The organism is Pseudomonas sp. S11P7, assembly GCF_023195435.1.
Classification (GTDB): Bacteria; Pseudomonadota; Gammaproteobacteria; order Pseudomonadales; family Pseudomonadaceae; genus Aquipseudomonas; species Aquipseudomonas fluorescens_G.
Map to the genome: position 1 here is coordinate 1,453,897 of NZ_JALPKS020000002.1, position 21,216 is coordinate 1,475,112.

The following is a 21,216-nucleotide window of genomic DNA, read 5'->3' on the forward strand; positions in this document are numbered from 1 at the left end:
TTACTCCAAGTCGGACAGTTTGCTGCGCTGGCGGGCGCTCTTTTCGCTGGAGGCGCGGGCCAACTCGGCGCGCACGGCGCGGGCGATGGCGCGCTCGTCCATGCCGGGCGTGGTGTGGATGTTGATTTCGTAGGTGTCGTGGCTGTCGTAGGCAGCGGCCGTCGCCGGGCTGATGGGCGCGCGATTATCGATCGACACTGAAGAGGATGCGGCGGCGCCGGTCGGCAACTGCGGCAGCCCAATGGCGCCGAGCGGGCCAGCCACGGCGCCGAGCGCACGTTGCCCGGCAGACACGACTTGTTTACCCATGTCGGCGACGGCGCCCAGCGGGCCATCCTGGCCACCTTGCAGACCTTGGGTCAGCCCGGCCATGGTGAAGCCGCCGAGTGCGGTGAACACGCGAGACGGGCTGTGGATACCGAGCTTTTCCTTGAACATGTTGATGGCTGAATCAGCCACTGAGCTGACGGCGTTTTTGATCTGGCCCAACCCTGCGAGCAGTCCGTTGACCAGGCCGTTGACCAGCATGTTGCCGAACTCGGTAAAGCGGCTCGGCAGATCCACTCCGAGGTAGCTCAGTACGCCAGCGAAGGCCTGGTAGATCAGACCGATGGGGCTGAAGTTGGCGAGTGTGGTGATGATGCCACCGATGCCGCCACTGAAGCCGGCTTTGATCTCAGTCCAGGCGTCGCTGAAGTAGAGTTTCACCGCGTCCCAGTTGCTGTAGATCAGGTAAGCCGCACCGGCGAGCACTGCAACGACGGCACCGATGGCCAGCGCCACCGGGTTGGTGGCGAGGCCCCACAGGGCAATGCTGACGGTTCGGAGGGCGGTTACCAGTGCGCCGCTGAGTGTGCTGGCCAGCGTGCGAAGGCCTTGGCCCAGCATGGGGAGTGCATTGCGGGCCAGACCGGTGATGGTCGGGGCGAGCTTTTGCATGATTCTCAGCGTGCCACCACCCTGCATGCCGAACATCGCCATACCGTAACGAATCACGGCAAATGGGCCGAGCAGGCTGGCCATGCCGATGGCCAAGCCGCCGAACACGAAGGACAGACCCGCCACCAGTGCCACGACTTTGACCAAGCCGCCGGCGAGTTTCCGGGTTCTCTCGCGCCCAGGCGCCGACGTTGTTGGCGACTGCGCCGAGGGTGTTGATTAACTCCTTCAGTTCAGGGGCAACCGCGGCGCCGAACTCCGCCATGGCGTTGGTGAAGCTGCCTTCGGCGGCTTCCATAACGTTGGTCAAGGTGCTGAGTTGTTCGTTGACGCGCGTGCGCAGGTCCGCCTGATTCTGGAGCTTCTGCTGCACCTCTTTGTAACCCGCCAGCCCCTTGTTCATCATGGTGTTCAGGGTGGTCATGGTTTCCGAGTCATCACCGAACAAGTCCTTGATGGTCTCGGTACGGTCTTCGTCGTTCAGCGCCTTCAGCTTTTCGACCTGGGCGAACAGATTCTCCAGCCCGGCGAAGTTGCCTTCCTTGTTGGTGAAGCTGAATTGAATTTTCTGGCCCTTGAGTTGGCGGATTTTGTTGACGTCGTCGACCTTGTCCTTGTTCAAGCCCGCCTGAAAGATTTTGCGGAAGGCGTTACCGGCCGCACCACCCTCCATGCCGGCCTGATCCATCATGATCAGCAACGGGGCCAGTTCGTTGGCAGCCTCAATACCGGATTTCTTGATGGTGTCCATCACCGGGGCGATCTTGCTGAAGCCCTGCAGCATGTTGGTTGAATCGACACCGGAGTAGAACCCGCGCTGAATGGTGTCCATCAGCGCCATCATGTCCTTCTCGGACGTGCGCGTGGCGTCCTGCATCTTGGCGGCGAACTCGGCGGCTTCGGCCACCGGCATTTTCAACTGCACGCCCAGGTACGCGGCGGCTTCGCCGGTACCGCCGAGGATGCTTTGCGCGCTGAGGCCTTGGCGCCGCAGCATGGTCATCATTTCTTGAAAATCGGCGGTGGTACCAGGCAAGCGGTCGCCGAGTTTGGTGGCGAGGTCGGTGATCTTTTGGAAGTCCTCGGCGACCTTGCCGGTGTTGTCCATCATCGACACTTTCAGCTGCGTGGCGGAGTCTTCGTTCGGTGCAAATGCGCCCACGGCTTTGGCTATGGGGCGGCTGGCCGCGTAACCAACGCCCAACCCGGCCGCACCGTTGACCGCCATGTCACTGGCAAGGCCTTGGGTCTTCGCCAGCTTGGCGCGCTCGGTGGCCATGCGTTTCTGCTGGGCATTCAACGCGACCAGTCGCTTGCCCTGTTCGCTAATCGTGATGTTGGTGGCGCCGATCTGCTCGCGCAATTGGCGTTCGTGGGTGCCGAGGTCTTTGGTGCTGATCCCTGCGCTGTATAGCTTCGAACGCAGTGTCTGTAATTGTTCGGACTGCTGCTGGTGTTGTTCCTTGAGCCGCTGGGCTTCACGCACGGCGGTGCGAAAGTCCTTGGCCAGAGCCTTGGTGGGAACGCCCGTAGCGGCAAACTGCTGACTGAGCGCGCGCACTTTGTCGCGGGCCGAGGTGAGGGCGGTTTCGGTCTGTTCAGCGGCGGCGCGCTGAGTGCGCCAGGCGCTGACGTCTTTTTGCTGGGCGTTGAGTTCCTTGAGACGGTCGCGCGCGTCCTTGAGTGCGCGGGCAGCGCCGATGCTGCCCTTGTCGATGGCCTTCAGGGGGCCGCTCGCCCGGTCAATCGCGTTGAGCAGTACCTGAAGTTTTAAGTCATTCGCCATCGGTGGAACTCCGCACCCTGGCGCGCTCGCGCCAGTCCATCAGTTCTTGCAGGCCGAGCTGATCCATATCAGCCGGCGCCCAGTGAAAGACCACGGCCAGATCGGCCATGGCGTCCTCTACGCAACGAGGGAGGCGTCCGTCTTCACCGACCTCTGCAACAAAAAATGCGCAACCTTGTTGCCGCAAGCCAGCAGATCGGCCGGGTCCATGCCGGCGGCTTCGGTGGCGGTGATGCTTGGCGAGGTGATGCGCGGCAACACCTTGAGCAGGGCGGCGACGTCGAGGTTCAGCAGGTCCACCAGGTGCACGCCGCGCAGTTCACCGGATGACGGTTTGCGCAGGGTGAGGCTGGTCATGTAGGACTTGCCGCGAACGATGGGCGTGTCGAGGGTGACGGTGTTGTCATCGACTGCCGGCAGGGCTTCGGTGTTGGTGTCTTCGGTGTTCATGTGTTGCTCCAGTTAAGGGATTTAGGGGGCGGTCAAAGGCCGATGGCAGAACGCTGTTTCTCCAGCATGTCCACGCCGTTGACCTTCTCGATGAAGTTGAGCAAGTCGATCTCGATGATGTCTTCGTTGTCGACGATCAGCTTGTAGTAGCTGCATGTGGTGGTGATGCTGTGTTCGGTGTCTTCACCAGGCGCCGCGTCGCCCATCTCGATGGTTTCGTGACGTCCACGCACGATGATTTCCACAGCGCTGATTTCGCCGGTGTCGTCCTGCTGGAAAGAGCCAGCAAAGCGCAGCTGCACGCCGGACGCGTTGACGCTGCCGAATTGCCGAAGCGCGATCAGATCCAGCCCGCCGGTTTTCCATTCGAACTGGATGCCGTCATCGGAGAAGCCGAGGTCTGCCTTGACCGGGCCGTTCATACCGCCGCCGCGATAGCTTTCCATCTTGCGACCGAGCGGCGGCGGGGTGACGCTCTTGGCAACGCCCTGGTAGGTGTTGCCGTCGTTGAACAGGTTCATGTTTTTGAGTTTGCGAGGCATTGCCATGGCGTTGGTCTCCGGGGTACGGACTCCCCCGCAGGGGAGCGCCGATTCAGGCGTTCACTTTGCTGGCGAACTGGATCAGGTAGCGGTCGGTGATGCGCTGGCGAAGGGTCAGGTCTTCCAGCGGCGGCACGGGCGTGTAGTCATAGTCGAGGTACAGCTTGCCGGCCTTGAGGGTGTCCTTGTCGTTGATGTCTTCCGGATACCAGCAGTCGCCGCCGATCAGGTAGCCGCTGCCGACCATTTCGCGGAACTTGGCCTTGATGCTTTCGATCATGTCGCGCACCAGGGACGGGTGCATGGGCTTGTCCACGGCCCACATCTGCGCTTCGGCCATGGTGTCGGCGAGGATCTGCGCGGTGCGGGTGTAGTTCTCGAAAGCAAACAGCGGATCGTCATTGCACGTGCGGCTGCCCCAGAAGCGGAAACCGCCCTCGTTGATCAAAGTGGTGACTTCGTTGCCGTTGAGGTAATTGGCATCGGTGGCCGGGTTTTGCAGATCCCAGAACACGTCGGCGCTAATGCCGGTAACCCCGTTAACCGCGACGTTGGACAGGGTTTTGTGCCAGCCCACTTCCTGATCGATCTTGGCGCGCAGGCCGAGGGCGCGGGCGACGGCCGAGGCTTTCACCGTGGCGCTGGTGACGGTGTCCCAGTTCTGGAAGTCTGGCCAAATCACCATGACCTCCCGGGCGCCAAAGTTCTCGCGATAGGCGACGGCTTCTTCCTTGGTTTTGCAGTCCCAAGCGCTGACATAACTGAAGGCGCGTAGTTGTTGGGCAATGCTCGCCAGAGCGGTAGCCACCGGTTGGCTGTCGAGGCCTGGCACGCCGAGGATGCGCGGCACCATGCCGACTTTTGCCTTGGCGGCGAGCAACGCTTTCATGCCGGTGTATTTGCCATCGGCGGTGGTGGTGCCGATCAACGCGCTGGCTGTCTCCGCCTCGGTGGCGCCTGCTTTGACACGCACGACGATGGTGTAGGGTTTGGTCTGGTCGGCGATGGCTTGCAGGCTGGCGGCGAGGGTGCCGGTAGTGCCGGCCTTGCCGACGGCGGTCTGCACGTTGGTGAGCAGCACCGGCGTATCCAGCGGGAAAACGGTAGCGTCGGCATCGTCGGCCGTGCAGACCATGCCGATGACGGCGGTGGGGATGGTGCGAATGGGGCGGGTGCCGTCGTTGAGTTCGAGCACCCGCACGCCGTGAAGATAATCGGCCATGGATTTGCCTGCGCAGTAAATGGGATGACAGTGCACAGGCTGCCGCGCGCGCGCCGGATGGGCGAGCGCACGGGGTTGTAGCGGAAGGGGTTACAAGGCGGCGGAGTCTGGCCAGCCCTCGGTCAGCATCTCATCGCGGTATTCGCCGGCCTCAATGGCACGCAGCAAAGCCAGCTCGCGGTCAAAGCACGCTTGAACGTGCGCGCGAACAGCCTTGGCAATCTCAATGATTTGCGCGGCGCCGATTTCGACAAAGCCCGTCACCGTCTTGAAGTTGCAGCGGTATTCAGGATCAAGAACGGCAGACAATCCGGTACTGGCAATCAGCGCCTGGCTGTCGCGAGTTGTTTCGATCTGCATACCTGAAACCACAACGCCAACCGCCTCGCGCTTGAAACGTTCTGCCGCGACAATTTTGCCGTAGTCAGGCGGGACAACCGTAAGAGGGCGTTTCTCGATTACCCCATCAATCAGACACCAAACCCCATCGGCCTCCCTGATAGTTGCCAACCACAACGCCTCAGGCAGCTCGATCGCGTCGGGTGGGATTGCGTGATTGATGCGAGAATCATAGCGCCCGGAAAGCTCCCCATTGCCGTCAAACGTTGCATATTTCATTGCGTGCCTCCCAAGCCCTTAGCGGCCAATAGCCAAATAAAAATATTGCGCAACCGCCGGGCCGAGGTTTCGCACGATCATCTGTGCCGTCTGGAACAGTCGCGATTGCGCCACGAAGGCCTGCCCGTTTGTCGCATCGTTTGCTGCGTTGGCGTAGGTCAGAAGAACGACCGGTGTGACGTTGAAGGCGACCGGAAAAGGAACGGTGAGGTTCGCGCCGGAGTTGATGACGGTCGTGGTTCCCCACTGAAGGATCACCCCTCCCAGCCAGCTCGGGAATACGACGTAAGAAGAGGAGCCATTGCCCGCAATCTGAGCAGCAAACCCCCAGCGCAGTTTTTTAGGCGTGACAATTGTCGCGTCGTCCGCACCGGCATCGGTCTGCGCCTGCGTGGCGATCTTGGCCGTTCCCAGCTTGATTTCCGTGGCCTGCGTCGCCAAAGCCGCCAGCGCGGCAATGTCGATGTTTCCCTGATTGATCGGCGCGTTCCACGCCTTGATACACCAGATAACCGCCAAGTTACGCGGACGGGTTTCGGTGCCGCCTACCGACGATATATAGGTTGATCCCCCGCCGTTGCCCGCGTATTGCGCCCCGGTCCCGCCGCGATCACCCGCACCAGAGTTAGTAATGCCCAAGACAGCACCGGCAGCAGTAGTCACAGGGCCAGTCGCAAATAAGGGATTGTGAAAGTGTGACTTGAAGTCATCCGTCTGATAAGTACCCACCCCACGATCAGCATCAACACCGCGCCCATGGTCCCAGCCGCGCAGGAACTCGCCTCGCGATTCCGGCAAGCGGAAATTGTCGGCTCCCTCGTTACCTTGGTTGAAGGCTGTACCAAGGAATTCGGCCAGACTTGGATAGACAGCAATGCTCTTGAGGCTGCCGTCCAACTCCAGAAACCCAGGCGGGATCTTGTTCACCGGAAACGCAGCCATTGTGCCTACCGGTAGAGCGGAAGCCTCGGCGATCATGGCTTCGATTTCGGCCTTGCTGTAAAGCGTCTTGATTGAGTCGTCGACGTACTTTCTGGTTGCCAACACTACCGACGGGTCGATCTTCAACTGAATGTTCGACGTGCCGCTGGTGATGATGTGCATCCGCACGACCTGGTTACGGCCGGAACCTTGTGCGAGCAATGGCTTGTAGCTTGGCGCTACGTTGGCGACGGCCGAGAACACGCCATCTTTGTCTTCGAGCGCCAGTTCGCGGATCCACCACCCGCCAACGTCTGGGGGCAACACCAGCTCGGCGATGAGGACATTTTCATCGGTCGGCGAAACACGCAGCTGATTGAGCTGGGCGCGGTACCGCTGATTGATCAGCTTGGTCTGTGTCGGGCTTGGCACTGGGTCTGTGCCGTTGGCGTCGCCAATCAGCATGTAACGCGGTTCCCACGGAATCCCGAGGGCGTCGCAATTGGTTTTCTTGGCGGCGCCCAGCGTCGTCAGCATGCCGCCGAATATAGAGTTCTGATCAACCATGGGGATACACGTCCAGTTCGTCGAGGGTGTAGAGGCTCACGCCGGTGTAACCCCGGACGGATACGTCGATGTCCGGGTTGTTCCAGGGATACACGTCGATTTCGTCGCCGTCGTAAACGGCGAAGCCAACGAAGGCGTCGAGTCGGGTTTCAAGAATGATGTCGAGGCCGGTGAGGTGGCGGGTGAGTGGCTTGGCGTCGTCAATCAGCCAGACCAGTTCCTGATACATCGCTTCAGTGATGCCGGAGTCCAGAACGCCGATGCGCAACGCGAAGGTGCCCGGCGTGCCAGGTGGAACGGTCTGCCACCATTCCGCTACCTCGATCAGATAGCCCAGCGGTTCTACCACTCGGCGCAATGCGCCGATGGTGCCCTTGTGGGAGTGCACGTAATAGGCGGCTTTGCACGCGGCACGCTTGGCGGCTTCTGACCATTTGCTGTCCCAGCGATCCACTGAAAACGCCCAGGCCAAATACGGCAGTAAGGGCAGGGGGCACTGGTCAGGGTTGTAGAGCGTGCGCAACGGAATCGGCACGCGCTGGATGTCTGCCAAAGCCTGCGCGGCTTGGCGTTCCAGTGGTGTCGAGTTGCCGGGTAGCAGTGGCTGATAGGTCATTACTCCACCCCCAATGTCAGTTCCACGCTCGTGCAATACGGCGCCTGGTACTTGGTGGCGACGATGTCTTCCCAGTCTTCCAGCACGACCTTGCGCACGCCCTCGACGTGCAGCGCGGCGTGCACGATGGATTCGGAAACCTCCAGTGCCAGGCGTCGGCGCTGATGCACGAACTGGAGCAACTGGGCTTCGGCTGCTGCGAGGACCAATTCGGTTTCCGGGCCGTTGCTCAATGGGTAGATCCTGGCTTTGATCTGGTAGTTGATGACCTCCGCGCCCTGGACGGTCAGGCGATCCGCGACGGGGCGGCGGTCGTCGTCGCTGAGGTACGTTTTGACCTTGTCGAGCAGTGCCGGCGACGCGGTGCCATCGCCCAGCACGGATTGCACTGTGACCACGGCTTCGGCCGGGGCCGGGCTTTCGGCGGTAGCGTCGGCGACCTGACCGTCAGCGGACCGGGCGTGGAAAATGTAGCTGTTGCGCGGGCCGGCGGTGCTGAGGCCTTCCCATGCCATTTGCGCACGCTCGCGCAGGCTGTCGTCGCTTTCCATTAGCTTGGGGAGGGGCGGCACAGCTGTTGGGTTTGCAGCCTGAATGACCAGGCGCTTCACGTTGAAGTTGGCGGCGAGCTGTTCGAGGTCGGTGCCCTTGGCCAAAGCCAGCATGTTGGCAACCGATGCCTCGTTCACCCGCTGACGCCAGACGGTTTCGCGGTAGGCGTTTTCCTCGAGTAATTTGGTCAGCGGCTCCGACTCCATGTTGAGGCGGGCGGCAATCTCGGGTTGTTCTTCGATCGGCCAGAGGCTGACGGCGTAGGCCTTGCGCTCGGCGAGGATCTGTTCGTAGTCGATCTGTTCGACGATCTGCGGCGCAGGCAGTTGGCCGAGGTCGATGGCGACAAACGTATTCATACGCTGCCCCCAGTTGCAGAGGCACGCTCAGGCTAAGCGGCTGGTTGTTGTCGACGATGGTGCCTTCAAACTCCAGTGACGCTTGGCCCTGAAGATTCGCGCCGATGAACTGGATACGGCTGAGGCTGATGCGGGTTTCCCAGCGCATCAGCGCCATGACGGTGGCCGCGTAGACCTGCAAACGAGTGAAGTCGTTGAACGGCTGATCGACCAGCTCAGGGAGCAGGCTGCCGTATTCGCGGCGCATGACGCGGGTGCCGATGCGGGTGGTCAGGATGTCGGTGATGGACTGGGCGATGTGTTCGACCAGGCTGAGAGCTGCGCCGGTTTCTCGGTTCATTCTGGCTTCCCCGTTTTCGCGCCGCCGGCCATGACACCGCCGTGCAGGTGCTTCACCAGACTGATTCCGGCCGCGATGACATCATCGGACACGGTGACCAGACCAGTGACGTTTTGGTTGCCGGTCTGGGTGTAATCGCCTTCGTGGGTGATCGGGCCAACGATGTGGATGCCGCCGGTGCTGACCAGGTTTGTGGTACCACCTTCGGCCAGCGTGGCGTTGAGGTGGTGGGCGACGCTGTCGTACTCGATGACGGTGCCGTCGCGGTAGGTGCAACGGTGCAGGCCTTCGCGGTCGCCATTGGCCGGGATGTTGTCGCTGAACAGGCCAGTCAGGACCACGCCGTTGCCGAGTTGACCGGATGGGCTGAACAGGATGACTTGCTCGCCTTCGGTGGGCGGGTTCCATTCGCGGTCGGCGCCGGCTCGGGCGACGACCCATGGGAGCCAGCCGGTGGTGAGAGTTCCGGTTTTGACCTGCACGCGCGGGGGCTTCATCTGGACGGCTGCGATGGTGCCGAGGCGGATGAGGTTTTCGATCAGGCGGGCGAGGGTGGCTAAGTCGTTCATGGCGCCGATGGTGGCGCTACTCGCGCGAGCGTGCAGCTTTGCGCCTTTGTATGCTTAGGTGCTACAACCGAGGATGCTAAAGTCCCACTCAATGGATCCTTCCAAATGGAGTTTTAATGACAAGCACTGAAGACGGTCCGAAAAGGCTTTATCGCATTTTGGATTTCACGCGCGTAGTTCAAATATTTGAACGTGGGGAACTGTATTTTGCGAACCCAAGCAAATGGGATGATCCGTATGAGCGTCGCATAAGCCACTCTAGGTCCCATGCGCTTTTTGCTCAGTGCTGGTGTCAATTGGGGATCTCCGATGCTATGTGGCGGATATACTCGCAAAATGGAATGGGAGTAAGAATCTCAACTACGGACAAAAAACTTAACGCTGCTGTCAAAACGTTTGTTAGAGACAAGGGGTATAGGTTTCGACTCGGAGAGGTTGACTATAAATCACAGGCTGATCTCAACTTTGAAGCAAGAAAAATCGCTGCGGAGTTGCGAGAAAACTTCAAGATAAAACGGGCTGTAGATATTCTGTATATGAAGCGCGAGGCTTTTCGGCACGAAAGTGAATGGCGTGCAACCATATTTTGCCCCGATGAAAAGCGTGTTAATGCTAAAGATGGGATCGCTGTTAAGATTGATCCTCATAAGCTAATTGATAGGATTTTGCTTGATCCGAGGGCGCCGGGAGAGCTTGTTGATGCATTTAAGTTCTACTTCGAAAAGAAGTTGGGTTTCAAGGGGACTGTTATTCGGTCTGTTTTGTACAAGTCTCCGAAGCCGCTAGAGGTGGATGATGAGTTTATAACGGTTGAAGATCTTTAAGTTAGATGCCTTAGCAAGCCGTCGCGTATCAGGTCTAAATCTTTATTGGTGAGCCCGATGATTTCTCGCTCGTCGTATTTCACTTGAGTTGCTCCTCGCTCAGCACGATCCTTCAAACCGTACTGATGTACTCTGGCGATCCGGGCGATCCGCCCGGTGAAGCCAACACTGATAGTGTTCGCATCACCTCGTACTTTGAGAAAGTCGGCTGTATGCAGCTTCTGAAACATCTTCATCTTCCGCTTCACCCGCCCCTGTTTACCACGCAGGTTCCGCTGCTTGCGCGGCGCATACTTGCTGCCATCTGGATTCTGCTGGGCAATGATTCGTTGCTGCTGGCTGCGACGTAATGCCTGGCCAACGCTGCGTGCCAGTTTGTTGCGTGATGCTGGTTCCAGCTGTCCCAGCAAAACCGCCGCCCAGTCCTCCAATGCTTCGAGTTTGTTGGTCATTTCGGTAAAACCCATTCGCTTCCAGTGCCCTGCGCACCAGGTATCCAATTCGGATCAAGAAAGTCAGCAGCCCGTTGCGGCTCGCCGGGATGTCGGACGGTGGTGTTGCCCTGATCATCCTTGCCCACCACCACACGCTCCGTCAGCGGCAGTGTCAGGCTCATATCCACTTTGCTGTTGTCGAGAATGTCAGCCTCGAACTGAATGCCGTCTGCGGCCTTGCTCAGGTTCTCCAGCAACTCGGACTGGTGAACGCTCAACCATCCGAGCAGCGGCAACATGACGCTGTCGGGATGGCCGGCGAAGTCGGTGAGGATGACCTGCAGGTCGAAGCTGTACTCGAACGACAGCGTCTGCGCGGCAGTGCAGCGGATCTTGCCGTTGTCGATGAAGATCAATAGTCGGTCCGGGTTGTGCTTGAGTTCGGCCACCGTGGCGAGGAGGTGGGCTTTCAGGCTGTCGGGCTTGTTCATGGTCGGGCCTGCTGATGTTGGTAAATCATGTCCACCTGGCTCGCACAGTCTGCCCACGCGGCCTCGACGCGATCCTGATCGGTGAGCTGATCGCCGTTACTGCGCGGGCTGGTCGCCGGGAGCGTGCACGGCACCACGGCCGGACAGCCACTGACCATAAGCGTCGGCACCGGTGAGGGCGGGGCGCTCGCGCAGCCGGCGAGCAGCATCAGGCAAAAGCTGTGCAGCCCAATTGCGTAGGTCGGCGTTTTCACGTTTCAGAGCCTCGATGGTGAGTTCGCGCTTTGCCAGGCCTTGGCGCAGCTGATCCTGTTGCGCGCGCAGGGTGGTCTGGGCGTTGCGTTCCTGTTGCAGGGTGTCGCGCAACGCGTTGGCGTTCGCGAGGTTGTGCTCGGCTTGTTCTTGAGCGCGGCTGGCGTCTTTCTCGGCCAGCCGGGTTTCCTTATTCGCCCCGCTGATGCGCAGCTCCTGGTTCCAGATCAGCAGTCCCAGCGCTGCAAGCAATGCAACGCCGAGCAAGGCCTGCCGCAGGATGCTCACGCCCGGTACCAGCCAAGCTGATTCATGTCGCCGACGTCCATGTGTTGGATGGGGCCGCGCACGATGATGACTTTGCGCTGAGGGTTCTGGATGCGGAGCGCGTCGCGCAGCTGCACCATGTCCTGCTGATCGCTGTTCTCTGGCACTACCAGCAGATCACCGTCCTGGACATTCAGCCGCTGCACCGCGTCGAAGTCGATCATGCCGCCACCGCCTGCCCGCAACCGCAGTCGTCGTGCCGTTCGTAGGCGCGCTGAAGTTTGATGTCGTACAGGTTTCGCTGGTAGTCCGGTCCGTTGTAGAGCTTGGCGAACTCGGCCCATTTGCGCCCCTTCAGCGCCTTGTGCAGTACCGGATCGGTCTCGATGAAACGGACGAACGCGTCGAATTGCTGCGATTCTCCCGCGCTCATTGCGGCGACAAATTCCTGCACGCTGTTGTAGCCCAAGCGCGGCCAGTGAAAGCCCATGATCTGGAACGCACCCCATGATGCGGATTCCAGCGCGGCGGTGTCGTCGATCAGGCGAGCGGTCGCGAGGCGCTGGTGTTCGGCGCTTCCGCCGGCATAGCCGCCGGATTTCGGATTGACGATGGCCGGGTTGGTTGCGGCCAACTGATCAGCGTGGCGTTTGAGCGCGGCGGGGTCGTCGCCTTCGCGGCGAACCTTCGCCAGTTGGCGATACATGATGTGCCGCTCGAACAGGATTACCGGTTTGCCGTTGTCGAGGAAGCCGGCTCCTTTCGACTCCACCTCATTGACTGCGTATACGCTGGCCAGCGGCACGCTGAGGCGTTCGGCAGCGTTGACCAGGTCGGCGTTTTTCAGCAACTGCTGGCAGTCGGTGCCGGTGAGCGCGCTTAGTGTTTTGCTGCCGGCGACGCCATCAGCCACCAAACCAACCTTGATTTGATAGGCGCGCACGGCGTGTTCCGTGGCGTCGCCGTAATCACCATCGACGTTCAGTTTGGCGCCGTGTTGGTTGAGGCTCTTTTGCAGATTGCGCACCGCTTGCGAGCGGTCACCGTGGCGAAGGGGCGTCATAGCTGTTCTACCTTGCGGTTGAAAATCTTCTTGGCGGCAGCCCGCGTGCCCTCGACGCCGAGCAACCCGATCACACCGCCGAAGAACGGCGCGGTGGTGGCCGGAATGCCCAGCAACGAAAGTCCGTGGCTGGCGGACAGCGCGAGTGCACCGCAGAGAGGAGCCTCGATCACCATCCGGCGCACGGTGCCGCCGCCATAGATCACACGAAGGCTTGCGATGATCACGGCCAGCAGGCCGGAGTAAATGGCGGGCCAGTTCTGTTCGAGCCAGGCGGCGAGCCAGGCCCAAGTGTCGGGACGGTCAGGCATGCGTTTCATTCCATGATCCAGAGTGGTTGGGTTCAAGGGCGCGGTGCGGGCAGTTCAGTCCCATAGGTTCACCATCTGCCGTTGCGGGGCGGCGGCTTGGGCTTCTGGCATTTGCACCAGGAGGCCTTGCGGCAAGGTCGGGCCGTGGTCGGCAAGGCCGGGGTTCGCTTCGAGTACTGCTTCGGTGACACCGGCGGTGCGGCCGTAGTGACGCCAGCACAGGGCATCGACGGTGTCGTTTTGTTGGGCGCGGATGCTGACGGCCATCAGATCAACTCCACGGTAGTGCGGCCGAGGCCGAGGAAGTCGCGCACAGCCCAGCGCTGGTCGCGGCGCAGTTCGTCGATGCTAGGGGTCAGTTCTTCGGCGTTCTGGTTGCCGCTGTTGGTGCTGTCGTAGGAGCGGTAACGCTCGCAAATCTCCGCGCCGGTCGCGGCATAGATCGCCCGTTGGTAGAGGTGAACGAGTTCAGATTTGTCCTCGATCTGCTCGGCTGGGACGTCCGCGAGCGTGGCATAGCCTTCGGCCTGTTTGGCGCGGCGCCAGGTGGCGAACTCGCGGTTCACGCTGATGGCCGCGGCGATGGTCGCGGTTTCCAGTCGGATCGGCGTGACGCTGGAGTCGATGCGCAAAGTGCCGCGCACATCGTCGAGGTCGATCGATGGCCAGAAGGGGTCGGTGTTGATGTGGCCGCTCGGGGCCGGGGCACCGGTGCCGCCCGCTACGAATCCGCTCATGAATCTGCGCTCTGTTGTAGGTCGCCGGTGGTCGGGGCTTCACGTTCAGGAGGAGCGGCCTGGCCGATCCGCCCCGAGCCGGCGGGGTGCGTGGGGACGCTCGGTTAGCTGCCAGCGGCAGCGAGTTTGTTGAGCAGGCGTTCGGCCCGCTCCAGATCCTTTTTGCCACCGCAGGCGTCGTGCAGGTCGATGGCTTTTTTCAGCAGGTCGATGCCGGCTTGAACTTGTCCCGGTTGGCCGGGCTGATCGTCGGTGAGGCCTTCCACCGTGGCGCGACCCATGGCGAGGAACAGCTTGGCGCGTGCCTGGTCGGGCATGTCTTCGGCGTCGGTCAGTTCGGCGGTGCGGTGCAGGACGGCCAGGTCGAACGGCTCGCCGACCTTCTGCGCCTTGAATGCGGCGGTCGCGACTTCTTCGGCGACCAGACAGCCCAGCGTGCGGGCGAAGCGGTCCGGCATGACCATCTTGTGTTGCAGCACGTATTGGGCGATGTCGAGGCCTCCGGTGAAGTCGCCGGCATCGAAGCGCCAGACCATGATGGTGGTCAGCACTTCGTCTTGAGCGCCTTGGCCAGCGTCCAGCACGCCTTGCACGTAGGGGATGTATTCGGGCAGCAGCTGACGCTTGAGTTCGGCCTTGCCCTGGTTCGACTGCACCTGTTTCAGGCGCAGGCGGTCTTGCAGCAATTGGTTGAGCTGATGTTCGTAGGCCGTGGCGCCGGCCATGGTTTGCGTGGGTTCAACGGCGGCCGCCTCCTTGGCGGCAGTGACGCGTTGAAAATGACGACGGCAAGGGTTTGTCATGGTCGTCGGCCTCAAGCCAGGGTGATGTTTTCGGCCATGGCGGCACAGCCAAGGTCTTCGATCACATAGCTTTCGTTGACCGATTCGAAGTTCTCGATGCGGTCGCGTTTGGCGTTGTCGACGACGGTGCGGCGGCGGGTGCCTTCCTGCCAGTAGATCGACAGGTTATCGAGGCGAGTCACCAACAGGCCGTTGGGCGGGAAGTGCGGCACGCGAACGGCCGGAAGATTGCCCAGACGCTTTTGGCTGGTCACGATGTCAGCAGCGAGCATTTCGGTCGGCGCTTGGGTTTTGTTGATGATCGGGAAGTATTTGTCGGCCAACAGCTGACGGCCGCAGATGACCACCAGATCGGTGTCTTCCTGATACCACGGGTCGATGAATTCGTTGACCATGCTGATGACCAGGGCGTCGATGTTTTCGAAGTCCTTGCCGGCGCCGATTTCGATCTTGCCGCTGCCCGCCGCTACTTCGGCCATGACGCGGGCTTCGTTTTCGGTACGCATTTTTTGCAGCCAACCAATGTTGACATCCTGCAACAGCGGGTTGGTTGCCGGGTTCGACGTGGCGGCACGGCTGGTACCGTTCCAGCCGATCATGATCCGGTTGAGTGCCTGGGCTTTGATGATCGCGTCGCGAATACGCGCCTGGAAGTCTTTGAACTTAGCCCACTGATCCAGCTTCTGGTAACGCAGGCCGGTGTCGAAGTTGGTTTGCGTGCAGGTGTACCCGCGATTGTCCAGGCTGCTCGGGTCACGGGGTTCGCGATCCTTCACGGTGGTGTCGGTAGTGCTCGCAATCGTGCCATCGATACCGATGCCGATTTTTTCGCCGGACTGCTCGGATACACCGTAAATGTTGATCGAGCTGAGGAACGAACTGGATTCCTGAATACGGGTTTCCAGCGTCTGGGCAACGCTCGGTGCGGCGGTGAATTTGGTGGTGACGTCGCTCACGCCGTGCAATTGGGCCAGCTGTTGCAGGTAAGCGTTGAACAGAACTCGTGTGTCGTTACGCATGGTGATCGTCCTTCGTTTTTCGGGGCTTTGGTGGGGCTGACTGTCAGCAGTCGGTCACGACCGAGTTATCGCCACCGGTTACCGGAGGGCGCGTCTTTTGGCTGTGGTCTTGGGTGGTGGAGAGCTTGGTCTTCAACTCGGTGAAGTCCTTGCTCAGTTGGTCCAGCCGGGTGTTCAGGCCGGCGGAGAATTTCTTCTCGGCGGTCAGTTGGTCCGGCAGGTCCTTGACGTGCTCGGCGACGGCTTCGACGGCTTGGCTGATCTGCGAGAACTCGGCGTCATCCTTGGCCTGTTTGCCGCCGAGCAGGATTTGCACCTTGCTGAACAGCTGAGCGCCGAGGCTTGGTTTGTCCTCGATTTCTTCAAAGGTCAGCTCGGTTTCCAGCGCTTCGGTGAACATCGAGGTCGCGGAATAGTGGCGATCCTTGAACGGGTTGGCGTCTGGCTTCTGCGCGGAGAACGTCAGGACATCGGTGCCGAGACTGGCCGGGGAGTCGGTTACCGCGAGCCCGACGATGTACGCCTCGCCGGTATCGGCAAAGCTGTCGTCGATTTCGATGGACGTGTAAATCTTCTGCTTCGCCTTGTTCATGGCGATCAGATCGGACGTCGGCTCAACCTGGGCAAACAACGCCAGTTTCTTCTGGCCGTTGATGTCCACTTCTTCGGTCTTCACGGCCAGCACATCGCCGTAAGCCTTGAATGGGCTGTCCGGCATCACACTACGGTAATGCTCCAGCCAGATGCGGGCGCCGTAGGTGGATGGGTTGAAGTTCTTCGCAGCCTGTTCCAGCCAGGTACGTTTGATGATGCGCTTGTCGGAGGTAGCGCCCTCGACGGCCACGCGGAACCAGTTGCTGCGAAATTTCTTCATGCCGGGAATCCTCATTGCTTGGGGCGCCTGCTGTTGGGTGAGCCAGTGCGTTGCGATGAAGGGCATGGTCGTGACGCGCGCGAGTTGCGGCAATGAGGCGGGACTGTAGGGCAGGGCGGTACAAGGGGCAGCGCTATTGAGTCGCGGGCGCGGGCGGCAGCATCGCGGCCATGACTACGACCGAACTGTTGCCTATCGACCCCCGCCGCCAATCCAAGTTTCTCTACTGGATGGGTTGGCGCATCTGCGAGATTGCCGAGGCTACGGGCGAAAAGGAAAAAACGCTACACAGCTGGAAGGCTCGCGATGAGTGGGACCGGGCAGATAACGTCGAACGCATCGGCGGGGCGCTGGAAGCGCGGTTGGTGCAACTGATCCTCAAGGAAGGGAAAAGCGGGGGCGATTTCAAAGAGATTGATCTGCTGCACCGGCAGTTGGAGCGGCAGGCGCGGATTCAACGTTTTCAGGGGGCGGTTCCGAAACCGACCTCAACCCGAACCTGGCCAAGCGCAACTCCGAGCCGAAGAAGAAGGCGGTCAAAAACGAGATTGACGAAGACCAGATCGAGCTGCTGCGCGAGGCCTTCATTGATGGCTGTTTCGACTATCAGAAAGACTGGTACCGGGCTGGCAATCAGCGCACCCGCGTCATTCTCAAGAGCCGGCAGATCGGTGCGACTTACTACTTCGCCCGCGAGGCGTTCATTGATGCGCTGGACACCGGGCGAAACCAGATTTTCCTGTCGGCCTCGAAGAACCAGGCCTACCTGTTCCGGGGCTACATTCAGGCGTTCTGCCGCGAGATTATCGGCGTCGAGCTGACTGGCGATCCCATCGTTTTACCCAACGGGGCCGAGCTGTTTTTCCTCGGTACGAACGCGCGTACCGCCCAGGGCTATCACGGCAATTTCTACTTCGATGAGTTCTTTTGGACGTTCAAGTTCGAGGAGTTGAACAAAGTCGCTTCGGGCATGGCGATGCACAAAAAGTGGCGCAAGACCTACTTTTCCACGCCGTCGAGCATGGCCCATGAGGCCTACACCTTCTGGACGGGCGAGCGCTTCAACAAGGGCAAGCCCGCCGCGCAGCATACGAAGGTGGACGTGTCCCACGGCGCGCTCCAGCAGGGCCGGTTCTGTGAGGATCGGTTGTGGCGGCAGATCGTCACGATTCTGGACGCGGAGCGGGGCGGGTGCGATCTGTTCGACATCGAAGAGCTGCGCCGCGAATACAGTCCCGAGGCGTTCGCCAACCTGCTGATGTGTGAGTTCGTCGACGACGGCGCGAGCATCTTCCCGCTGACCTTGTTGCAGTCGTGCATGGTGGACAGCTGGGTCGAGTGGGCCGAGGACTACAAACCGTTTGCCATGCGCCCGTTCGGCGACCGTCAGGTCTGGATCGGTTACGACCCGGCTGAGACGGGCGACTGTTCCGGCATGGTCGTGGTCGCGCCGCCGCTGGTGCCAGGCGGCAAGTTCCGCATCCTTGAACGCCACCAGTTCCGGGGCATGGACTTCGCCGCGCAAGCCGCATTCATCAAGAGCGTCTGCGACCGTTACTGGGTGACCTACATCGGCATCGACGTGACAGGTCTGGGCAGTGGCGTGGCGCAGCTGGTGCGCCAGTTCTTCCCGGCGGTCACCACCTTCAGCTACTCACCCGAAGTCAAAACACGCCTGGTACTCAAGGCCTATGACGTGATCCACAAGGGCCGGCTCGAATTCGATGCCGGCTGGACCGACATGGCCCAGTCGCTGATGGCGATCCGCAAAACCGTCACAGCCGGCGGACGCCAGTACACCTACACCGCCGGCCGCAACGACAACACCGGCCACGCCGACCTGGCCTGGGCGCTCTTTCACGCATTGCACCACGAACCGCTTGAGGGGCAGACCACTGCCAACACCGGGCGTATGGAGATTTACTGATGACCGAACAAATGGCCCACCAGACGTTGCCCGCGACCACACCCGCCGCCGGCGCCGGGACTCAGGTGTTTTCCTTCGGCGAGCCGACGCCGGTGCTGGGTGGTCGGGAGGTTTTCGACTATCTGGAGTGCTGGTTCAACGGGCGTTGGTATGAGCCGCCGCTGTCGCTGGATGGGCTCGCCCGGTCGATAGGGGCGAGCGTGCATTTGCATTCGGGGTTGATGTTCAAACGCAATCTGTTGAGCAAGACGTTTATCCCGCATCCGCTGCTGTCGCGGGCTTCGTTTGAGCAGTTTGCGTTGGACTTCCTGTGCCTAGGCAATGGCTACCTTGAAGGGCGCCGCTCGCGGTTGGGCGGGGTGCGCAAACTGGAAACGCCGCTGGCCAAGTACATGCGTGCGGGGCCGGATGGGCAGTTTTACCAGGTGCGGGGGTGGAAGGATGAGCATGCGTTTGAGCCGGACAGCATTTTTCACCTCCGTGAGGCGGATCTGCATCAGGAGATTTATGGGCTGCCGGAGTGGATCAGCGCTTTGCAGTCGGCGTTGCTGAACGAGTCGGCGACGCTCTTTCGGCGCAAGTACTATGAGAACGGCAGTCATGCGGGGTTCATTTTGTACATGACGGACGCGGCGCAGACCGAGGCGGACATTGATGCGTTGCGCAAGGCACTGAAGGAATCCAAAGGGCCAGGCAATTTCCGGAATTTGTTCGTTTACTCACCGACCGGCAAAAAGGACGGGATTCAGCTGATCCCGGTCAGCGAGGTGGCGGCGAAGGATGAATTCAACTCAATCAAAAATCAGACGCGGGATGATGTGTTGGCGAGCCTGCGTATACCGCCGCAGTTGATGGGGATTGTTCCGCAGAACGCGGGAGGGTTTGGATCGATTCGGGAGGCAGCGCAGATCTACGCCGCCAATGAGCTGGAGCCAATCCAGACGCGAATGACCCAGCTGAACGATTGGTTGGGTGAAGAAATTGTGAGGTTCAAAACATACGAAGTCGCCCCAGTAACGTAATTCCTTTCACTTAACAACAGAGCGATGAGTTGTGAGGAAGATGGTGCGATTAATAAAGCATGGGGTGATCTAAGGAGTAAATGACATTGTTGTGGATGTCGTTAATTAAGTTGGTATTGTTTTCAAAGATTGGGACTGCATATTCTTTGAAATCGGATAGTGTTTCTAAATTGCCAAGCAAACCTTGCATTACGCCTGCTTGGCACCTGCCTACTGCAAAAATCATAATTGAGCTAAATAGTTCTAGTTTTTCTTTTGAAAAGTCCACGCTTCGGAACCCCGAGTGGACGGAGTTGTTCCGAAAGTCTCGAATTTCTTTAACCGTATCAATTAGCTCTTTTTGCCAGTATTTGTATCTAGCGTGATTCTCTAATTTGGCTTTAGTTATCGGGGATACGATCCATTGTTGTTGTCCGTTTGGGAAGCCTAGAAATAGTCTAATGTAGCTTTCCACACAGTTGTCAGCTTCGTCTGCTTTCAATAATGCCTCAAGGGCGAACCATAAAAATATGATTTTTAATTGAGGGTTTGTCTCATTTTTGCTGTTTCTCGCCCAATGGAGCGAGCGCCTGTATCGGTCGCATAGCTCATTTTTAAGTGAGAGCAAATAAACGGTGGTGTCGATATTTTGTATAGTTCCTTGGCGCATTACGAAAGACATGGATTGATGAAAACCCGACCGGGTAATAGGGGTAATTTCGCCCGAAGCCAAGTCCTTTATGAGACCAATTCGAGATGTCTTTATTGCAGATATCGAAAATTCAGTCGAGGTGAAGTCTAGAACCTCGAGGAACGCAGTGTCGGCAGAGTGGATGGCTTCACTATGTGTTTCACATTCTATTATTGTTGCAATTCTCGCGCAAACTTTGTGTTTGTTAAAGTCTAGCCCGTTATCAGATGCGGATTTTTCAAATGCAATACTTTCGAGCTGGGTGTCCGCCGAATATGAACGAAGTTCTACGCGACCATAATTGAGAGTTGAAGGAAGCATTATGCTTCGGTCGTCCAAAATCTTTACTATCAAAAAACTGGTCATTTGCACCTCGTAAGGGTGTTCGCAAGTCTTGTTATAACTATTTGCCAGAACCATTTGTCGAATTGGGGAGTAAGCCCTATGCGGTTTTTTGATAAATATTTTGCTAACGGCACCGCTATCGTATAGTTCTGTCGGCCAATGCAGACTTCAATTACAGTAGATAGTTGCTCAGAGGTTAGTCGTCTTTCAAGTAGCTCGCGGCTTGTGCTTTCGCAGGCTGCGATATTGTTTTGAGATTGATAGTATCGCAAACGAAACCAAAGTACCTCGGTTACATTTTGTGCTGAGTCAGTTAAAAGCTTGTCATATTTGTAAACCCAATCATTGTCAAAGGTGGCGATGGCGATTGTATAGCCTAGACGTATCGTCTTTTCATGGTTGGGACTTACTTTGCATAGCTCTAAGAAAAAATATTTAGCTTCTATCGTCCTACCACGCTTGACTAATGCCTCAATGTACTCTGTAAGACGCTTTGGGTATTTTCGACTTGTTGTTGTCGTTGCCCTATAGATCTTTTCAGTCTCCTCCAAGACGCCTGCTCCTTCTCTACGCATCAACAAAAACGATCCTTCACTCTTCGCCGCCTGCTGCGCCTACGACGCTTCTAAAGAGCTCATTCGCATCATACTGAGCAAACACCGTGCTCGTCGTGATTTTCGTCACCTGGCGGTGTTG

General features: G+C 59.2%; 24 protein-coding genes and 4 pseudogenes. 3 read left to right on the forward strand and 25 right to left on the reverse strand.

What is annotated here, in order from left to right:
- The 11 genes and pseudogenes from M0746_RS06725 to M0746_RS06775 all read right to left on the reverse strand — a co-directional run bounded on the left by M0746_RS06725 (nucleotide 1) and on the right by M0746_RS06775 (nucleotide 9,481).
- Nucleotides 1–2,725 (reverse strand): annotated as a pseudogene (locus tag M0746_RS06725) (phage tail tape measure protein).
- A complete protein-coding gene (locus M0746_RS06730) occupies nucleotides 2,715–2,834 on the reverse strand; it encodes a GpE family phage tail protein (RefSeq protein WP_041752072.1) in 120 nt (39 codons plus the stop codon). Before M0746_RS06730 ends, M0746_RS06725 begins: the two are co-directional and overlap by 11 nt.
- 8 nt (nucleotides 2,835–2,842) lie before the next feature.
- Nucleotides 2,843–3,175, reverse strand: coding sequence for a phage tail assembly protein (locus tag M0746_RS06735; RefSeq protein ID WP_258448571.1), 333 nt, complete (start codon nucleotides 3,173–3,175; stop codon nucleotides 2,843–2,845).
- A gap of 32 nt (nucleotides 3,176–3,207) precedes the next feature.
- The gene (locus M0746_RS06740; protein ID WP_095189078.1) at nucleotides 3,208–3,723 is read right to left on the reverse strand and encodes a phage major tail tube protein; all 516 of its coding nucleotides are present in this window, start codon (nucleotides 3,721–3,723) and stop codon (nucleotides 3,208–3,210) included.
- A gap of 46 nt (nucleotides 3,724–3,769) precedes the next feature.
- Entirely contained in the window at nucleotides 3,770–4,939 is a 1,170-nt protein-coding gene (locus M0746_RS06745; protein WP_258448572.1) for a phage tail sheath protein, read from the reverse strand.
- 90 nt (nucleotides 4,940–5,029) lie between these two features.
- A complete protein-coding gene (locus tag M0746_RS06750) occupies nucleotides 5,030–5,557 on the reverse strand; it encodes a DUF4376 domain-containing protein (protein WP_258448573.1) in 528 nt (175 codons plus the stop codon).
- Between the two features lie 18 nt (nucleotides 5,558–5,575).
- Complete coding sequence (locus M0746_RS06755; protein ID WP_258448574.1) at nucleotides 5,576–7,045, reverse strand: phage tail-collar fiber domain-containing protein; 1,470 nt, start codon at nucleotides 7,043–7,045, stop codon at nucleotides 5,576–5,578.
- Complete coding sequence (locus M0746_RS06760) at nucleotides 7,038–7,661, reverse strand: phage tail protein I (protein ID WP_258448575.1); 624 nt, start codon at nucleotides 7,659–7,661, stop codon at nucleotides 7,038–7,040. The genes M0746_RS06755 and M0746_RS06760 overlap by 8 nt, the downstream gene beginning before the upstream one ends.
- On the reverse strand, nucleotides 7,661–8,572 hold the full coding sequence (locus M0746_RS06765; protein ID WP_258448576.1) for a baseplate J/gp47 family protein: 912 nt from the start codon (nucleotides 8,570–8,572) through the stop codon (nucleotides 7,661–7,663). The genes M0746_RS06760 and M0746_RS06765 overlap by 1 nt, the downstream gene beginning before the upstream one ends.
- 1 nt (nucleotide 8,573) lies before the next feature.
- Nucleotides 8,574–8,912 (reverse strand): annotated as a pseudogene (locus tag M0746_RS06770) (GPW/gp25 family protein); the annotation flags it as partial.
- Nucleotides 8,909–9,481, reverse strand: coding sequence for a phage baseplate assembly protein V (locus M0746_RS06775; RefSeq protein WP_258448577.1), 573 nt, complete (start codon nucleotides 9,479–9,481; stop codon nucleotides 8,909–8,911). The gene M0746_RS06775 and the pseudogene M0746_RS06770, both read right to left, overlap by 4 nt.
- A 116-nt stretch (nucleotides 9,482–9,597) precedes the next feature.
- On the opposite strand from M0746_RS06775, the gene M0746_RS06780 reads away from it, so the two are divergent.
- Nucleotides 9,598–10,305 carry a DUF2971 domain-containing protein gene (locus M0746_RS06780; protein ID WP_258448578.1) on the forward strand — a complete coding sequence of 236 codons (708 nt, stop codon included), beginning with the start codon at nucleotides 9,598–9,600 and terminating at the stop codon, nucleotides 10,303–10,305.
- On the opposite strand, the gene M0746_RS06785 is transcribed toward M0746_RS06780, so the two are convergent.
- The 12 genes and pseudogenes from M0746_RS06785 to M0746_RS06840 form a co-directional block, all read right to left on the reverse strand.
- Nucleotides 10,302–10,757, reverse strand: coding sequence for a phage virion morphogenesis protein (locus M0746_RS06785; protein ID WP_258451446.1), 456 nt, complete (start codon nucleotides 10,755–10,757; stop codon nucleotides 10,302–10,304). The genes M0746_RS06780 and M0746_RS06785 overlap by 4 nt on opposite strands.
- Nucleotides 10,754–11,230 (reverse strand): phage tail protein, encoded by a 477-nt coding sequence (locus M0746_RS06790; protein WP_258448579.1) that lies wholly within the window; start codon nucleotides 11,228–11,230, stop codon nucleotides 10,754–10,756. The genes M0746_RS06785 and M0746_RS06790 overlap by 4 nt, the downstream gene beginning before the upstream one ends.
- The gene (lysC, locus tag M0746_RS06795) at nucleotides 11,227–11,484 is read right to left on the reverse strand and encodes an Rz1-like lysis system protein LysC (RefSeq protein ID WP_342454850.1); all 258 of its coding nucleotides are present in this window, start codon (nucleotides 11,482–11,484) and stop codon (nucleotides 11,227–11,229) included. Before lysC ends, M0746_RS06790 begins: the two co-directional genes overlap by 4 nt.
- Nucleotides 11,405–11,770: pseudogene (locus tag M0746_RS06800) on the reverse strand (Rz-like lysis system protein LysB); the annotation flags it as partial. The pseudogene M0746_RS06800 and the gene lysC, both read right to left, overlap by 80 nt.
- Nucleotides 11,767–11,973, reverse strand: coding sequence for a hypothetical protein (locus tag M0746_RS06805; RefSeq protein ID WP_258448581.1), 207 nt, complete (start codon nucleotides 11,971–11,973; stop codon nucleotides 11,767–11,769). The pseudogene M0746_RS06800 and the gene M0746_RS06805, both read right to left, overlap by 4 nt.
- The gene (locus M0746_RS06810) at nucleotides 11,970–12,812 is read right to left on the reverse strand and encodes an N-acetylmuramidase family protein (protein WP_258448582.1); all 843 of its coding nucleotides are present in this window, start codon (nucleotides 12,810–12,812) and stop codon (nucleotides 11,970–11,972) included. The genes M0746_RS06805 and M0746_RS06810 overlap by 4 nt, the downstream gene beginning before the upstream one ends.
- Nucleotides 12,809–13,132 carry a phage holin, lambda family gene (locus M0746_RS06815; RefSeq protein WP_258448583.1) on the reverse strand — a complete coding sequence of 108 codons (324 nt, stop codon included), beginning with the start codon at nucleotides 13,130–13,132 and terminating at the stop codon, nucleotides 12,809–12,811. Before M0746_RS06815 ends, M0746_RS06810 begins: the two co-directional genes overlap by 4 nt.
- Before the next feature lie 45 nt (nucleotides 13,133–13,177).
- Nucleotides 13,178–13,390, reverse strand: coding sequence for a tail protein X (locus M0746_RS06820; RefSeq protein ID WP_160769727.1), 213 nt, complete (start codon nucleotides 13,388–13,390; stop codon nucleotides 13,178–13,180).
- Nucleotides 13,390–13,860: a head completion/stabilization protein gene (locus M0746_RS06825; RefSeq protein ID WP_258448584.1), complete on the reverse strand. Its 471-nt coding sequence runs from the start codon at nucleotides 13,858–13,860 to the stop codon at nucleotides 13,390–13,392. Before M0746_RS06825 ends, M0746_RS06820 begins: the two co-directional genes overlap by 1 nt.
- Before the next feature lie 104 nt (nucleotides 13,861–13,964).
- A complete protein-coding gene (locus tag M0746_RS06830) occupies nucleotides 13,965–14,663 on the reverse strand; it encodes a phage terminase small subunit (protein ID WP_258448585.1) in 699 nt (232 codons plus the stop codon).
- 11 nt (nucleotides 14,664–14,674) lie between these two features.
- Complete coding sequence (locus M0746_RS06835) at nucleotides 14,675–15,682, reverse strand: phage major capsid protein, P2 family (RefSeq protein WP_258448586.1); 1,008 nt, start codon at nucleotides 15,680–15,682, stop codon at nucleotides 14,675–14,677.
- Nucleotides 15,683–15,725: 43 nt separating this feature from the next.
- Nucleotides 15,726–16,556, reverse strand: coding sequence for a GPO family capsid scaffolding protein (locus M0746_RS06840; RefSeq protein ID WP_258448587.1), 831 nt, complete (start codon nucleotides 16,554–16,556; stop codon nucleotides 15,726–15,728).
- Between the two features lie 170 nt (nucleotides 16,557–16,726).
- Between M0746_RS06840 and M0746_RS06845 the strand changes: the two are divergent.
- Together M0746_RS06845 and M0746_RS06850 are read left to right on the forward strand one after the other, a co-directional pair.
- Nucleotides 16,727–18,483, forward strand: a pseudogene (locus tag M0746_RS06845) (terminase ATPase subunit family protein).
- An 11-nt stretch (nucleotides 18,484–18,494) separates the two neighbouring features.
- The gene (locus M0746_RS06850) at nucleotides 18,495–19,505 is read left to right on the forward strand and encodes a phage portal protein (protein WP_258451447.1); all 1,011 of its coding nucleotides are present in this window, start codon (nucleotides 18,495–18,497) and stop codon (nucleotides 19,503–19,505) included.
- A gap of 49 nt (nucleotides 19,506–19,554) precedes the next feature.
- Here M0746_RS06850 and M0746_RS06855 read toward each other — a convergent pair whose 3' ends face one another.
- A complete protein-coding gene (locus M0746_RS06855; RefSeq protein ID WP_258448588.1) occupies nucleotides 19,555–20,541 on the reverse strand; it encodes a HEPN domain-containing protein in 987 nt (328 codons plus the stop codon).
- Nucleotides 20,538–21,071, reverse strand: a complete 534-nt coding sequence (locus M0746_RS06860) for a hypothetical protein (protein ID WP_258448589.1) — start codon at nucleotides 21,069–21,071, stop codon at nucleotides 20,538–20,540. The genes M0746_RS06855 and M0746_RS06860 overlap by 4 nt, the downstream gene beginning before the upstream one ends.
- Nucleotides 21,072–21,216: the final 145 nt, after the last annotated feature.

Bases quoted from the DNA above. Each gene is read 5' to 3' on its own strand.
- M0746_RS06850 (WP_258451447.1), top strand. From the start codon at position 18,495: ATGGCCCACCAGACGTTGCCCGCGACCACACCCGCCGCCGGCGCCGGG.
- M0746_RS06820 (WP_160769727.1), bottom strand. From the start codon at position 13,390: ATGGCCGTCAGCATCCGCGCCCAACAAAACGACACCGTCGATGCCCTG.
- M0746_RS06745 (WP_258448572.1), bottom strand. From the start codon at position 4,939: ATGGCCGATTATCTTCACGGCGTGCGGGTGCTCGAACTCAACGACGGC.
- M0746_RS06780 (WP_258448578.1), top strand. From the start codon at position 9,598: ATGACAAGCACTGAAGACGGTCCGAAAAGGCTTTATCGCATTTTGGAT.
- M0746_RS06825 (WP_258448584.1), bottom strand. From the start codon at position 13,860: ATGAGCGGATTCGTAGCGGGCGGCACCGGTGCCCCGGCCCCGAGCGGC.
- M0746_RS06750 (WP_258448573.1), bottom strand. From the start codon at position 5,557: ATGAAATATGCAACGTTTGACGGCAATGGGGAGCTTTCCGGGCGCTAT.
- M0746_RS06785 (WP_258451446.1), bottom strand. From the start codon at position 10,757: ATGACCAACAAACTCGAAGCATTGGAGGACTGGGCGGCGGTTTTGCTG.
- M0746_RS06760 (WP_258448575.1), bottom strand. From the start codon at position 7,661: ATGACCTATCAGCCACTGCTACCCGGCAACTCGACACCACTGGAACGC.
- M0746_RS06775 (WP_258448577.1), bottom strand. From the start codon at position 9,481: ATGAACGACTTAGCCACCCTCGCCCGCCTGATCGAAAACCTCATCCGC.
- M0746_RS06805 (WP_258448581.1), bottom strand. From the start codon at position 11,973: ATGATCGACTTCGACGCGGTGCAGCGGCTGAATGTCCAGGACGGTGAT.
- M0746_RS06855 (WP_258448588.1), bottom strand. From the start codon at position 20,541: ATGACCAGTTTTTTGATAGTAAAGATTTTGGACGACCGAAGCATAATG.
- M0746_RS06740 (WP_095189078.1), bottom strand. From the start codon at position 3,723: ATGGCAATGCCTCGCAAACTCAAAAACATGAACCTGTTCAACGACGGC.
- M0746_RS06815 (WP_258448583.1), bottom strand. From the start codon at position 13,132: ATGAAACGCATGCCTGACCGTCCCGACACTTGGGCCTGGCTCGCCGCC.
- M0746_RS06790 (WP_258448579.1), bottom strand. From the start codon at position 11,230: ATGAACAAGCCCGACAGCCTGAAAGCCCACCTCCTCGCCACGGTGGCC.
- M0746_RS06755 (WP_258448574.1), bottom strand. From the start codon at position 7,045: ATGGTTGATCAGAACTCTATATTCGGCGGCATGCTGACGACGCTGGGC.
- M0746_RS06835 (WP_258448586.1), bottom strand. From the start codon at position 15,682: ATGCGTAACGACACACGAGTTCTGTTCAACGCTTACCTGCAACAGCTG.
- M0746_RS06765 (WP_258448576.1), bottom strand. From the start codon at position 8,572: ATGAATACGTTTGTCGCCATCGACCTCGGCCAACTGCCTGCGCCGCAG.
- M0746_RS06730 (WP_041752072.1), bottom strand. From the start codon at position 2,834: ATGGCCGATCTGGCCGTGGTCTTTCACTGGGCGCCGGCTGATATGGAT.
- M0746_RS06735 (WP_258448571.1), bottom strand. From the start codon at position 3,175: ATGAACACCGAAGACACCAACACCGAAGCCCTGCCGGCAGTCGATGAC.
- M0746_RS06810 (WP_258448582.1), bottom strand. From the start codon at position 12,812: ATGACGCCCCTTCGCCACGGTGACCGCTCGCAAGCGGTGCGCAATCTG.
- M0746_RS06840 (WP_258448587.1), bottom strand. From the start codon at position 16,556: ATGAAGAAATTTCGCAGCAACTGGTTCCGCGTGGCCGTCGAGGGCGCT.
- M0746_RS06830 (WP_258448585.1), bottom strand. From the start codon at position 14,663: ATGACAAACCCTTGCCGTCGTCATTTTCAACGCGTCACTGCCGCCAAG.